Annotated in this window: 13 protein-coding genes; 9 read left to right on the forward strand and 4 right to left on the reverse strand. The window is 52.4% G+C overall.

The window, feature by feature from the left end; all coding sequences use genetic code 11:
• Positions 1 to 27: 27 nt before the first annotated feature.
• Entirely contained in the window at positions 28 to 942 is a 915-nt protein-coding gene (locus tag IEX86_RS07550) for a putative 2-dehydropantoate 2-reductase (RefSeq protein ID WP_188865518.1), read from the reverse strand.
• Positions 943 to 1,100: 158 nt separating this feature from the next.
• Between IEX86_RS07550 and IEX86_RS07555 the strand changes: the two genes are divergently transcribed.
• Together IEX86_RS07555 and IEX86_RS07560 are read left to right on the forward strand one after the other, a co-directional pair.
• Positions 1,101 to 1,580 (forward strand): YajQ family cyclic di-GMP-binding protein, encoded by a 480-nt coding sequence (locus IEX86_RS07555; protein WP_188865519.1) that lies wholly within the window; start codon positions 1,101 to 1,103, stop codon positions 1,578 to 1,580.
• A 118-nt stretch (positions 1,581 to 1,698) separates the two neighbouring features.
• Entirely contained in the window at positions 1,699 to 2,547 is an 849-nt protein-coding gene (locus tag IEX86_RS07560) for a mechanosensitive ion channel family protein (protein ID WP_188865520.1), read from the forward strand.
• Positions 2,548 to 2,584: 37 nt separating this feature from the next.
• Here the strand turns inward: IEX86_RS07560 and IEX86_RS07565 are convergent, their stop codons facing one another.
• Positions 2,585 to 4,312, reverse strand: a complete 1,728-nt coding sequence (locus IEX86_RS07565) for an AmpG family muropeptide MFS transporter (RefSeq protein WP_188865521.1) — start codon at positions 4,310 to 4,312, stop codon at positions 2,585 to 2,587.
• A 29-nt stretch (positions 4,313 to 4,341) separates the two neighbouring features.
• Positions 4,342 to 4,695: an MGMT family protein gene (locus tag IEX86_RS07570; protein ID WP_188865522.1), complete on the reverse strand. Its 354-nt coding sequence runs from the start codon at positions 4,693 to 4,695 to the stop codon at positions 4,342 to 4,344.
• Between the two features lie 186 nt (positions 4,696 to 4,881).
• Between IEX86_RS07570 and IEX86_RS07575 the strand changes: the two genes are divergently transcribed.
• From IEX86_RS07575 to groL, 4 genes are all read left to right on the forward strand, one after another.
• Positions 4,882 to 5,895 carry a DUF481 domain-containing protein gene (locus IEX86_RS07575; protein ID WP_188865523.1) on the forward strand — a complete coding sequence of 338 codons (1,014 nt, stop codon included), beginning with the start codon at positions 4,882 to 4,884 and terminating at the stop codon, positions 5,893 to 5,895.
• Between the two features lie 217 nt (positions 5,896 to 6,112).
• A complete protein-coding gene (locus IEX86_RS07580) occupies positions 6,113 to 6,592 on the forward strand; it encodes an FxsA family protein (RefSeq protein WP_188865524.1) in 480 nt (159 codons plus the stop codon).
• Positions 6,593 to 6,789: 197 nt separating this feature from the next.
• Positions 6,790 to 7,083, forward strand: a complete 294-nt coding sequence (locus tag IEX86_RS07585; RefSeq protein WP_188865525.1) for a co-chaperone GroES — start codon at positions 6,790 to 6,792, stop codon at positions 7,081 to 7,083.
• 45 nt (positions 7,084 to 7,128) lie between these two features.
• Positions 7,129 to 8,769, forward strand: a complete 1,641-nt coding sequence (gene groL / locus IEX86_RS07590; protein WP_188865526.1) for a chaperonin GroEL — start codon at positions 7,129 to 7,131, stop codon at positions 8,767 to 8,769.
• Between the two features lie 61 nt (positions 8,770 to 8,830).
• Here the strand turns inward: groL and IEX86_RS07595 are convergent, their stop codons facing one another.
• On the reverse strand, positions 8,831 to 9,559 hold the full coding sequence (locus tag IEX86_RS07595) for a phosphatase PAP2 family protein (protein ID WP_188865527.1): 729 nt from the start codon (positions 9,557 to 9,559) through the stop codon (positions 8,831 to 8,833).
• A gap of 171 nt (positions 9,560 to 9,730) precedes the next feature.
• Between IEX86_RS07595 and IEX86_RS07600 the strand changes: the two genes are divergently transcribed.
• The 3 genes from IEX86_RS07600 (at position 9,731) to IEX86_RS07610 (ending at position 12,459) form a co-directional block, all read left to right on the forward strand.
• On the forward strand, positions 9,731 to 10,414 hold the full coding sequence (locus tag IEX86_RS07600; RefSeq protein ID WP_188865528.1) for a response regulator transcription factor: 684 nt from the start codon (positions 9,731 to 9,733) through the stop codon (positions 10,412 to 10,414).
• Positions 10,404 to 11,699, forward strand: a complete 1,296-nt coding sequence (locus IEX86_RS07605) for a sensor histidine kinase (RefSeq protein ID WP_188865529.1) — start codon at positions 10,404 to 10,406, stop codon at positions 11,697 to 11,699. The genes IEX86_RS07600 and IEX86_RS07605 overlap by 11 nt, the downstream gene beginning before the upstream one ends.
• A 79-nt stretch (positions 11,700 to 11,778) precedes the next feature.
• The gene (locus IEX86_RS07610) at positions 11,779 to 12,459 is read left to right on the forward strand and encodes a class I SAM-dependent methyltransferase (protein ID WP_188865530.1); all 681 of its coding nucleotides are present in this window, start codon (positions 11,779 to 11,781) and stop codon (positions 12,457 to 12,459) included.
• The last annotated feature ends 2 nt before the right edge of the window (positions 12,460 to 12,461 follow it).

Here is a 12,461-nt window from a genome sequence, read left to right on the forward strand (position 1 = left end):
AATAGGAGCGGAAAGGGTAGCCTGCGCTTAGTCTACCGGCAATCCATGGGTTTCCAGATGATCCCTCAGTCGGCGATAGAGCTGTTCCAGTGTCTCCAGGATAAGTCCATGCCTCTGAGCCTCTTGCAAGGCATAACCAAGCAAAAAGCTGATCTCGGTACGGCGTCCATAGATAACATCCTGAAGCATTGATGAGGTGTTATCGGCAGTGGCGTCAATTACGGCCAATACGGCTTCCTGAAGCCCAGGAGCAAGATCCTCGTGTTCAACTGCCTTTAGTAACCTGCCAAGCTCATTGGTAATTTTATTGATTTCGTGAGCATGCGCATTAAGCTCGCCGTTACGGCAATTATAGAGCACCGTCAGAGGGTTGATGGCGCAGTTGATGGCAAGCTTCCGCCAGAGTTGGCTTTGAATATCTGCTGTCCATTGAACAGGTATGCCCGCTTCGTTGAGCTCACCGAGCCAGTCAGGCGTGTGTTCAGGGTGAATGGGGTCACCTAACCAGGTATGACCTTTTCCGGCTTGCACGATTTTAAAACCCGACTCGCGGAAGGCACCTTCTGTGCTACTTGCCAGTATGCAGCGCGCTCGTGGGATGCGCTCGATTACACGCTCCTGGCTGCCAATGCCGTTCTGTAGCAGAACCACTTCAGCACCTGGAACAAGGCGGGAGGCTACTGCCGCAACTGCATTCTCAGCATCATAGGCCTTGCAGGTCACCAGAAGGCGTCGGATAGGAGACGCATCCTGAGGTGTTTCAGCAGGTAATGGATAAAGACTGTCCTGTTCACCCTCACGTAAGGAAAGCCCTCCGGCAGTACGGTATTGAGCCAGGCGCAGGCGGTCCCGGAAAATCAGGCGTACCGGAGTGCCGGCTCGGAACAAGCGTGCCGCCCATAAACCTCCCAGACTTCCCGCTCCCAGAATATGCCAGCTCATGACGCTACACCTCGCTAATGAAAAGAGAAGGAATTCATTGCTCACGACTTGGCATGATGGAATTCCGGGTAATCGACCACAGTCGTTATAATGGCTGCCCCTTTTTGATCGTCAAGCCAGACGTACTCTCAAGCGTCTGGCCTACATGGAGATATGACATGCCTTCCTTTGATGTAGTGTCCGAACTGGATAAGCACGAAGTGACCAACGCGGTCGATAACGCAATGAAAGAGCTGGATCGCCGTTATGATCTGCGCGGAAAGGGTTCTTTCGAATTCAAAGAACTCACGATAACAATGACAGCGGAAGCCGATTTTCAGCTTGAGCAAATGCTGGAAATACTCAAGCTCAATCTGGCCAAGCGCAAAATCGATGTGCAATGCCTTGAACTCAAAGATGCCTATGCATCAGGCAAGGTGGTCAAGCAGGAGGCTACGTTGCGCGAAGGTATCGATAAAGAATTAGCCAAGAAGATTGTTGCTTCGATCAAGGACAGCAAAATCAAGGTACAAGCCGCCATTCAAGGGGAGCAGGTCCGTGTTACTGGCAAAAAGCGCGATGAGCTTCAGGAAGTAATTGCCCTGTTGCGCGGTCAGGAACTGGGCATGCCACTTCAATTCAATAACTTCCGCGATTGATTCCAGCTTCTTTCATGTAGTTCGTCTCAACGGAACCTTCGAAGTACCGGTACGTCGCACTTGGCGTGACTAACGGCTATTGGCCGGTCATTTCCATTGATTTACGGAGAATCTCACGATGGATTTTAGTACGCAGTTCGATCGCCTACTCAAAGCTTCTGAGGCATGGTTGCCGATCCTGCTGCAGTATACCGCTCAGCTATTGCTGGCCTTGATTACCTTGGCTATTGGCTGGTGGGTCATCAACAAAGTAACGAATAACATGGCCCGCCTGCTAAAAGCGCGTCGTGTCGATGCCGAGCTGCTTGGTTTCGTGGGTAGCCTGGCCAATATCGTGCTCAAGGTGCTGCTTGCCGTCAGCGTAGCCTCCATGATCGGTATTGCCACTACATCATTTGTCGCTGTGATTGGTGCGGCAGGCCTGGCGGTGGGCCTGGCCTTGCAAGGTAGCCTTGCGAACTTCGCTGGCGGGGTACTGATTCTTATGTTTCGGCCTTATCGGGTCGGCGAGTTCATCGAGACTCAGGGCGTCATGGGAACTGTCGAATCAGTCCAGATCTTTCATACGATCCTGCTGACTGGTGATAACAAGACTGTCACCATACCTAACGGCACATTGTCGAACGGCATTATCACTAATTACTCACGTCAGCCTAAGCGAAAAGTCATTTTCAATGTTGGTGTTGACTACGAAGCCAACTTACAGAAAGGGCGGGAGATGCTACTCAAGCTGACTAAGGATCCCCGTGTTCATCATGATCCTGCGCCTGAGGTTGTGGTCTCTGAGCTGGGCGACAGTGCCATTACCCTGTCACTACGCTTCTGGACCAACAGTGGGGACTACTGGCCGCTTATGTTCATGCTAAATGAGCGTGCACGCGATCAGCTGGCTGAAGTCGGAATCGGTATCCCATTCCCTCAGCGAGTTGTACACATGGTGTCGGAGAAACCTTCTGCTACCGAATGACAAAAAGCCCGCATTGATGCGGGCTTTTTATTGAGCGCTATGGCGTGGTGGGCTCGCCTGTAGCTTCCCGGCTTGGTGTCTTTCGTTGCTGTAACCAGAGCAGGGCGATCAATATCAAGGTTGGAATTCCCAACAGTGTCGTGATCATGAAAAACGATACGTATCCAACGTGCTCGACCATGCTGCCAGAATAGCCGCCTAGCAGACGAGGCAGCAGCAACATCAACGAGCTGAGCAGGGCATATTGGGTAGCAGAAAAGCGTAGGTTTGTAAGGCTGGATAAATAGGCAATAAAAGCCGAAGAAGCAAGGCCCGCACTAAAGTTGTCGCAGCAGATGGCAATGATGAGAAGCATCGTACTGGCACCTGTTGTGGCAATCAGGGCAAACAACAGATTGGTCAGCGCTGAGGCCAAGCCGCCTAGAAAGAGAATTGGCAGAATACTGATGCGAGCGGTCAGAACCCCGCCTGCAGCTGCGCCTAATAGCGTCATCACCACGCCAAATACCTTGCTAACCATAGCAATTGTTTCCTTGCTATAGCCAACATCGATATAGAACACGCCAGCCATAACGCCCATGACAGTATCGGACAGACGATAGGTGGAAATCAGTCCCAGCAGCATAAGTGCCTGCCAACGGTAGCGCTGGATGAACTCACTGACTGGCGTCAGAACTGGGCCCATGAGCTTGCGTCCCGAGCTGGACAGACAGATAAGAGTGATCGACAGGTACATCAGGCCTCGAGGCCAATAGCCTCCAAAAAAAGCCTGACAGCCGCCGGTGACAGCAATACACAGTACGATCAACACAATGACCGAGACCGCCTGGTGGGCAAAGTCGAAGCGGGGGACTTCGTTATCATTGCTGGCGGTTTGGTGCAGGTTCATGGGCTGACGAATCTGTTCCAACAGATCCTTGATGGGCTCATAGATTCGACGCCCCCAGGGAGATACACAGCCAGTGATAAACAACGCATATAAAATGGCGCGAGGCCAGGCGAAATCGATAACCGCATTAATCATGGCAGGTATCGAGATCAGCATGACCAGAACAAGTGCAACCGAAAGCAGTTGGTGATTAAAGCCAAAGCGCGAGTCGGCCAGCCCCATGGGCGCTGCCAGAGGAGGTTCGCGAATAAGAAGGCTGGTTAGCAGGCCCGGCAGTACCAGCAATGCAAAAAGCATATACGTAGTGGCCCAGGCCGACTGGCTGTAATTCAGTAAACTGGAGCCAAGCATTTCGGCGAGGAAGAGTGCTCCTGCGCTTGCTAGAAGGGAGGCGATTCGGTAACCGGTCATATAGCAGGCTGCCAGGGCCGCTTGCCGTGAGTCTTCTGCTATTTCGAGTCGATAGGCATCAACTGCAATGTCTTGTGTGGCTGATGAGAAGGCCACAACGACAGCCAGCGCAATCATAGCGCTCAGGTGGTACTGCGGGTTACACAGTGCCATGCCCACCAAGCCTATGCCGATGAGTATCTGCGACAGAACCAGCCAAGAGCGCCGACGTCCCAAGCTGCCAATGATCGGCAGGCGCCATTGATCCAGCATGGGCGACCATACCCATTTAAAGGCGTAGGCAAGGCCAATCCAACTGGCATAGCCAATGGTTTCGCGCGAGACACCGGCCTCCCTTAGCCAGACGGACAGAGTGGAAAAAACCAACATCGTCGGAAGGCCTGCCGCAAAACCCATTAGCAGCAATGCCAGACATGCAGGGGACTTGTACGTGGCGAGGGCTTCTCGCCAAAAGTTTCTGATCATGCGAACCGATATTTACAAAAACACACACTCTACTCGCAAGCCTCAAGTGGATTCCACCTATGCCGACGCATGTCCACACGATCGTTACGAAAAATGATGCCTTCAGCTAACAAACGCTGTCGTTGTTCTATTCCGGAAGGGGAATCCGAGGGCAGACTGATTCGCCCATCAGCCCCAATGACGCGATGCCAGGGAAGGGTTGTCCCCTCCGGCAAACGGGAGAGCGTTCGCCCTACCCATCGGGCTGCGCGTCCCAATCCGGCTAGTTCAGCCAGTTGGCCATAACTGACTACCTTTCCGGGCGGTATCACAGCCATGGCTCCGAAGAGCGCCGACTGGCGATTTTCAGGTGTAGCTGAATGCTCGAAAGGAGGCTGAATCATGCTGCTGAACTCGACGTATTTCAAAAAATAAGCAAAGAAATGCTGCGCCTGTGGAATTTATCAATAGAAATCAGTCATATGCGCTTGGCGTAAAACGCTGCGTATTTATTACCTAGCGTCATTCCTGCTCTCTTAACAAGAACCGGGCAATCGCAACCGGCTCATCTCTTTACAACGGCGTCTTTTATGTTGTCACGAACTCTCTTTTGCCTTGCCGCTTTTTCTGCCGTCTCCAGTGCCGCATTTGCGGACACGGTATGGTTGAAAAATGGTGACCGCTTGACCGGGACGATCAAGCTTTTAGACAGCAAGAAGCTATTGTTGCAGACCGATTACGGTGGCTCTATCCCGTTGTCCTGGGACAAGGTAGCTACGCTACAACGCGATAAACCCGTGTTGGTACAGCGCGGCGAATACGAGAGCAATATTGAGGTCAAGAGCCTCAAACCAGCAAGTCAGGGCCAGGTCATTGTCGAAACGGAACAGCAGGGCGTGCAGACCGTTCCTCTGGCTAGCATCAGTCAGATTGTGCCACCAAGGCCGCTGCTGCATGACTTTTCGTGGAAAGGTAATATCGATGCGGCATTGAATTACAAGCGTGCCGACAAAGATACCGACGACTACGATATAGATTTCAAGACCCAGGCACGGCATGGCATGTGGCGTCATAACGCCCAGGGTAGTTACGACCGCGAAAAGAAGGATGGAGCAGTCTCTACAGATAACTGGTCCCTTCAGTACGCACTGGATCGTTTCTTTAATGAAAGATTTTTCTGGCAGGGACGACTGTCCTATGACAGGGATAAGGTCGAAGAGATCTCTCGCCAGCGTAACATTGGTACAGGTCCAGGCTATCAGTTTTGGGATAACGAATTGGGTGCCTTCTCGCTGACAGCACTTCTGGCTCGTGCCGATTACCAATACCGTGATGGCGACAAGGACAGCTTTTATTCAGTGTCCATGAAGTGGGACTATAACCGTTATGTTTATGGCCAGACCGTCCAACTTTTCACCATAGGTGAGGTAGGACGCCCCTTGGACAATACGGCCAGCTTCAGCCTGGATACAGATGTAGGCCTTCGTTATAAGGTTACCAACTGGGCGTCTCTTAATCTGAAGGCGTCAAAACAGCTGGTCAGCGGAGCAAAGGGCAGTCTTAACGAAACTCAGTACAGCGCTGGTATCGGTGTGACGTGGTAATTGCGTATGTAAGGCGCCTTTAAGGCGCCTTTTTTATTGAACGCCTTAAGAGCCATACCTTGTAACACTCCTTTCTTTAATGCAAAAGCCCGTATTGCCTGGGTTCAAGCCCTTATTATCATTACCATTCCAAGGGCAAGGGTTGAATTAGTCGCTGGTCAACGCCACTTTGAAGCTTTGGTATGTTCGGGCCTTGGAGGCCCCAAAGGACACTGCGATGCGCAAATTCCTCTTTCTGTTTTTACTGTTTCCCCTGTTGGAGCTGGCCGTGATGATCAAGATCGGTAGCTCCATTGGAGTCGGCTGGACGTTAATCCTGCTGATCCTGAGTACCCTGACGGGCATAGGCATGCTTCGTGTAGCTGGTTTTACAACGCTCTGGCGGGCGCGTATGCGTATTGCCATGGGTGAGGTGCCTGAAAAGGAAATCATGCAGGGACTGACAATGGCTGTCAGTGGCTCTCTGTTTGTCCTGCCCGGTTTTATCAGTGATGTACTGGCTCTGCTGGTGCTTTTGCCGGTAACACGCAAGATGTTAATAGGCTCTGTAATGGCCCGGATCAACGTGCGTAGCGGCGGGCATACGTATCAGCATAAGCCTGGTGATTTTCATCAGGATCGCCAGCGCTCAGAGGGGCCTCGTGTGATAGAGGGTGAGTATGAGCGAAGGGATGATAAGAAGCCGTTTAATCGCTGAATTTAGAAAATTTTTTAGCTCTGCCCCTTGAAATGATTTTCTACAACCTCATGTAGCGGACACCGTAAGGTTCTTGCCGATGGCAGGCTGAATTCGCATTCCGTTCTGCGGGGTGCACCCGGCGAAGCCGGTTAAAACAAAACGGCCGGTGGTCTTCACCGGTAATTGGAAACGCTTACATATTAGGAGATACGACTATGAAGCTTCGTCCTCTGCATGATCGCGTCGTGATCCGTCGCAGCGAAGAAGAAACCAAGACTGCTGGCGGCATCGTGCTGCCGGGCTCGGCTGCCGAGAAGCCGAATCGTGGTGAAGTCGTTGCGGTAGGAACCGGTCGCGTTCTGGATAACGGCGAAGTTCGCGCTCCAGCCGTAAAGGTTGGCGACAAAGTAGTATTTGGCCCCTATTCCGGCAGCAACACCATTAAGGTTGATGGCGAAGAACTGCTGATCATGGCTGAGTCCGAGATCCTGGCTGTACTGGAAGGCTAATTGCCGATCCCTGTTTCCACCGAATTCGTTTAGAGGAAAAAGAACATGGCTGCTAAAGAAGTCAAATTCGGCGACTCCGCCCGTAAGAAAATGCTGGTCGGCGTAAACGTTCTGGCTGACGCTGTAAAAGCGACGCTGGGCCCGAAAGGTCGTAATGTTGTCCTGGATAAGAGCTTCGGCGCTCCGACCATCACTAAGGACGGCGTTTCCGTTGCCAAAGAAATCGAACTGAAAGACAAGTTCGAAAACATGGGCGCTCAGCTGGTCAAGGATGTTGCATCTAAGGCCAACGATGCAGCTGGTGACGGTACTACTACTGCTACCGTTCTGGCTCAGTCCATCGTTAACGAAGGTCTGAAAGCAGTTGCCGCCGGCATGAACCCGATGGATCTGAAGCGTGGCATTGACAAGGCGACCATCGCCATTGTTGCCCAGCTCAAAGAGCTGTCCAAGCCTTGCGCCGATTTCCGTGCCATTGCACAGGTGGGCACTATTTCCGCTAACTCCGACGAATCCATTGGTAGCATCATTGCTGAAGCCATGGAAAAAGTTGGTAAAGAAGGCGTTATCACCGTTGAAGAAGGTTCCGGCCTGGAAAACGAACTGTCTGTTGTAGAAGGCATGCAGTTTGACCGTGGCTACCTGTCTCCTTACTTCATCAACAAGCCAGACACCATGTCTGCTGAGCTGGACAACCCGCTGCTGCTGCTGGTTGACAAGAAGATCTCCAACATCCGCGAAATGCTGCCGGTGCTGGAATCCGTTGCCAAAGCTGGCCGTCCGCTGCTGATCGTTGCTGAAGACGTCGAGGGCGAAGCCCTGGCTACTCTGGTTGTCAACAACATGCGCGGTATCGTCAAGGTTGCTGCTGTTAAGGCGCCTGGCTTTGGCGATCGTCGTAAGGCCATGCTGCAGGATATCGCTATCCTGACTGGCGGTACTGTGATCTCCGAAGAAGTAGGCCTGAGCTTGGAAAGCACCGCTCTGGAGCACCTGGGTCAAGCCAAGCGCGTTGTGATCAACAAAGAAAACACCACCGTTATTGACGGTGCTGGTGTCCAGGTTGATATCGAAGCTCGCGTTAAGCAGATCCGTGCTCAGGTTGAAGAAACTTCTTCCGACTACGACCGTGAAAAACTGCAAGAGCGTCTGGCCAAGTTGGCTGGCGGTGTTGCCGTAATCAAGGTGGGTGCGGCTACTGAAGTCGAAATGAAAGAGAAGAAAGCCCGCGTTGAAGACGCCCTGCATGCTACTCGTGCAGCCGTTGAAGAAGGCGTGGTGCCTGGCGGTGGTGTTGCTCTGGTACGTGCTCTGCAGGCTATCGAAAACCTGAAGGGCGACAACGAAGACCAGAACGTAGGTATCACCTTGCTGCGTCGTGCGGTTGAAGCACCTCTGCGTCAGATCGTTGCCAACGCTGGTGGCGAGCCAAGCGTTGTGGTTGACAAGGTTAAGCAGGGCTCTGGCAACTACGGCTTCAACGCCGCTAGCGGCGAGTACGGCGATATGATCGAGATGGGTATTCTTGATCCAGCCAAAGTGACTCGTAGCGCACTGCAAGCTGCAGCTTCTATTGGTGGCCTGATGGTTACCACTGAAGCGATGATTGCCGATATCCCAGAAGACAAGGCTGCTCCGGCAATGCCTGACATGGGTGGCATGGGTGGCATGGGCGGCATGATGTAAGCCCAGCTCCTCAGCTGAAAAAGCCCGGCCATATGGCCGGGCTTTTTTATGACCGTAATAATTACAGTGCAGGCGTAGCGGAGGTGGCCTTTTCTGAAGAGGGAGTTGGGTGATAAAGCATTAGTCGATAAAAGCCCAGGCAGATCAGCCAATCGAAGAGCGCGGTCCATAGGTTGTGTGAAAGGAAGTGCGCTCCCTGCATCATTCGACCGACAGAAAAGACGCAACCCAGCGCAAGCGCCGTCGTTAAGGCAAGGCGTGCCAAGCGTGGACGACGGTCACGCAGAAAGAAATAGAACGCGAACAGCGTAAAGCCGCTGGAAGCATGGCCACCGGGCCAGCACAGGTTTGCTTTATTCGTGGCGGGGCGTTCTGACAATAGTGGGGAGTAAACCTGATTGCCCCCATATTGAACCAGACTCCAAGGGCAGGGGACGTCGGTTAGCTTTTTCAGCGGCATGACAATGGCTGTGCAAGTGCCCATGGCAAGCACCAGATACCCCAAAGATTTTCGCCAAGACTTCAATGGAGGCCAAAAAAGGCTCAGGATCGAGCCGGCAATCGCAATAAGGCCGATCAGAATAACAAGTTGTTTGGCTCGATCATGCAAAACATCCTCAAGGAATGCGCTGTGTCGCCCTATAAATCCTGTGCCTGGATCATAAAAGGCGTCTGCCAGGGCAAAGTCCAGGCGTGTGGGCTCAATACTTAATAAAAGAATCATTACTGCCAAAGGCAGACCCAACGCCCAGAAAAAGTTGAGCGGGCGAGAGTAAGCAGAAGCGTTCATGGGTATCCTAGAGGGAAGAAATTATTTACAGGTCAGGCGGCGTTTCGATCTAAACAGATCAAACAGGGCTCCCTGTACGGTGCGCTGTATCGTGTTATGCCCAAGTGAATGGGCAGTGAAAAAAATGTTAAACACGCCTGCGGTGCTATCACGAGGCAATGAGGTGAGTTCATGCGTATTCTGGTAGTTGAAGATAACCGCGATATCTTGAGTAACCTGATGGACTACTTGAGTCTCAAAGGTTATACGGTTGACTGTGCCCAGGATGGGCTTTCGGGCCTGCATCTGGCGGCAACTGAGCATTATGACCTGCTGATCCTCGACATCATGCTGCCAGGAATCGACGGGTACACGCTGTGTCAGCGTTTACGTGAAGATGCACGACGCGATACCCCGGTTATCATGCTAACAGCGCGTGATCAACTGGATGATCGCCTCAAGGGCTTCCGCTCTGGCGCAGACGACTATCTGGTTAAGCCTTTTGCCTTGTCGGAGCTGGCTGCTCGGGTTGAAGCGGTCATGCGCAGAACGCGGGGAGGCGGCCGACGCCAGTTGCAAGTGGCCGATCTTGTCTATGATCTGGATACGCTAGAGGTCAGCCGCGCCGGCAAGTCTCTCAAGCTAAATCCTATTGGTCTCAAGCTGCTTGCGTCCCTTATGCAAAAGAGTCCCCATGTAATCCGGCGAGAAGTTCTGGAGGAAACGCTTTGGGGTGATGACTGCCCTGATAGCGACAGCCTGCGTAGTCATATTCACCAGCTTCGCCAAGTCATTGATAAGCCCTTTGAAACACCCCTGCTTCATACCGTCCACGGTGTAGGCTATCGACTGACGAATGATGGTCATGGAGTATAAGCAGAGCCTTTTACGTCGAATTATCATTGCCTTTGTGCTGATGACTGCCGTGGTTGGCGGTCTGTTTTCTTTTGGCATTGTCGAAGTTGTGCATTTGGTCGAGGAGCAGTTGATCTCCGAAGACATGAGCAATGAGCTCAATCGCATGTTGCGAAGAGACATGCGAAACGGTGGCCAGCCTGTGCTGGATCCTGGCATGAAGCTTTATTACGCTCCTGAGAACGAGCCGCAGTCGTTGCCTCCCGATCTGGTCGGGCTCAAGCCGGGCTTTAGCGAAGTTAAGGAGAGCGGCCGTTATTACTATGCCTGGGTTCGTTTCCAGGACGGCCGGCATTACATTCTTTTGCAGGATCAGAGTGATTTCGAGCGACGAGAAAAAGCGCTTTACCGCGTCGTGCTCAAGGGTTTTTTACTAAGCGTTGCGCTATCAGGCCTGCTGGGCTGGTTGCTGGCGCGCCGAGTCATTGCTCCGGTCAGTCGTCTGGCTCGCCAAGTTCGTCACCGTGATCAAATGTTGTTGATGGCGCCGCCATTGGCCCCTGATTACACCAATGATGAGGTGGGAGAACTGGCAGCAGCATTTGATGATGCGTTAGGGCAGCTACGCGATGCCCTGACTCGAGAGCAGCTATTTACTAGTGATGTCAGTCATGAGCTGCGTACTCCATTGATGGTAATTGCTACATCGTGCGAGTTGCTGGCTGAGGACCCAGGCTTAAGCCCAAGGGGTAAGGCCCAGCTGCAGCGTATGATGAGTGCTACCGAAGAAATGCGGGATCTGGTGCAAACCTTCCTTCAGTTGGCTAGAGCGCAACGTGATGTAGCCGTGATTGCACCTCGCAGTTCGCTCACAACAATTGCTGATGAACTGGTGCAGCAGTGGCAAGGTGCGATTGAAGCGAAGGGGTTAACCTTAAGATATGAGCCCGGGCTTCATAATCCGCTACACACTTATAACGCTCCATTCCTGCGGTCAGTCATGAGCAATCTCCTGCGTAATGCTCTTCATTACACGGATTCCGGAGAGATTCGCCTGACGCTGGAAGAGACGGCGTTTACAGTTGAGGATACGGGCACGGGTATTCCCAACGCTCAGCATGACGAAGTCTTCAAGCCTTTCGTACGGGGCAGTGCAGGGCGAGGAGAAGGACTGGGGCTTGGTCTCTCTCTTGTCCATCGTATCTGCCAGCTGCAAGGCTGGAAGGTTGTATTGAGCAATCGTCAGCCCAACGGCTGCTGTTTTAGAGTCGAGTTGGCGCTACCGGAAGGCAGCAAAAGCGATTGACGTAATTTTCACATGACCTTGACCCTCATTTAACGGCTCGCTCCATAAGGTGGCTGCATCTGACTTATGGAGTGTCGCCATGAAATCCACGATTGAGCTTCCTTTTTCCGAGAAATATGACCGCGCGCATGCCGAGCAATATTTCAAGAAGCATCAGGATGGCTTGGCCCGCCGATTATCCCATTGGCGAGATGAGCAGCTTGCCCGTCGTGCCCTGAAGTTAGCCGGGCAGCCCAGTCTGGTTTTAGACCTACCCTGTGGCGCCGGTCGTTTTTGGCCTCTACTGGCCGAAAAGCAGAACCGGGTCATTATTGGCGCTGATAACTCGGCTGATATGCTGGCTGTTGCTTGTGCTTCTCAGCCTAAACATATCGTTCAGCGTGTTCGTACCCTGCAGACATCCGCCTTTGCCATCGATCTGCCTGATAACGCAGTAGACAGTATTTTCTGCATGCGTCTAATGCATCACATAAGTGACAGTGGTGACCGGCTGGAAATGTTGAATGAATTCAATCGTGTAACACGCGACACGGTCATTCTGTCATTATGGGTTGATGGTAATTTCAAGGCATGGCGTCGCAGGCAGCTTGAGGCCAAGCGACAGCTCCGCAATAAAAGCACGGGTTATCAGAATCGTATCGTTCTAAATACCGAGCAGGTCGAGCATGAGTTCGTACAGGCCGGTTTCAGTGTCGAAAAGCATCTTGATTTTCTGCCGCATTATTCAATGTGGCGTGTTTATATCCTAAGAAAGGTTTGATT

Origin of the sequence: Pseudomonas asuensis (assembly GCF_014646755.1) — a bacterium.
Classification (GTDB): domain Bacteria; phylum Pseudomonadota; class Gammaproteobacteria; order Pseudomonadales; family Pseudomonadaceae; genus Chryseomonas; species Chryseomonas asuensis.

Excerpts from the sequence above, each read along its gene's own strand:
- IEX86_RS07565 (WP_188865521.1), bottom strand. The coding sequence starts at position 4,312 with ATGATCAGAAACTTTTGGCGAGAAGCCCTCGCCACGTACAAGTCCCCT.
- IEX86_RS07610 (WP_188865530.1), top strand. The coding sequence starts at position 11,779 with ATGAAATCCACGATTGAGCTTCCTTTTTCCGAGAAATATGACCGCGCG.
- IEX86_RS07555 (WP_188865519.1), top strand. The coding sequence starts at position 1,101 with ATGCCTTCCTTTGATGTAGTGTCCGAACTGGATAAGCACGAAGTGACC.
- IEX86_RS07595 (WP_188865527.1), bottom strand. The coding sequence starts at position 9,559 with ATGAACGCTTCTGCTTACTCTCGCCCGCTCAACTTTTTCTGGGCGTTG.
- IEX86_RS07580 (WP_188865524.1), top strand. The coding sequence starts at position 6,113 with ATGCGCAAATTCCTCTTTCTGTTTTTACTGTTTCCCCTGTTGGAGCTG.
- IEX86_RS07585 (WP_188865525.1), top strand. The coding sequence starts at position 6,790 with ATGAAGCTTCGTCCTCTGCATGATCGCGTCGTGATCCGTCGCAGCGAA.
- groL (WP_188865526.1), top strand. The coding sequence starts at position 7,129 with ATGGCTGCTAAAGAAGTCAAATTCGGCGACTCCGCCCGTAAGAAAATG.
- IEX86_RS07600 (WP_188865528.1), top strand. The coding sequence starts at position 9,731 with ATGCGTATTCTGGTAGTTGAAGATAACCGCGATATCTTGAGTAACCTG.
- IEX86_RS07575 (WP_188865523.1), top strand. The coding sequence starts at position 4,882 with ATGTTGTCACGAACTCTCTTTTGCCTTGCCGCTTTTTCTGCCGTCTCC.
- IEX86_RS07560 (WP_188865520.1), top strand. The coding sequence starts at position 1,699 with ATGGATTTTAGTACGCAGTTCGATCGCCTACTCAAAGCTTCTGAGGCA.
- IEX86_RS07550 (WP_188865518.1), bottom strand. The coding sequence starts at position 942 with ATGAGCTGGCATATTCTGGGAGCGGGAAGTCTGGGAGGTTTATGGGCG.
- IEX86_RS07605 (WP_188865529.1), top strand. The coding sequence starts at position 10,404 with ATGGAGTATAAGCAGAGCCTTTTACGTCGAATTATCATTGCCTTTGTG.
- IEX86_RS07570 (WP_188865522.1), bottom strand. The coding sequence starts at position 4,695 with ATGATTCAGCCTCCTTTCGAGCATTCAGCTACACCTGAAAATCGCCAG.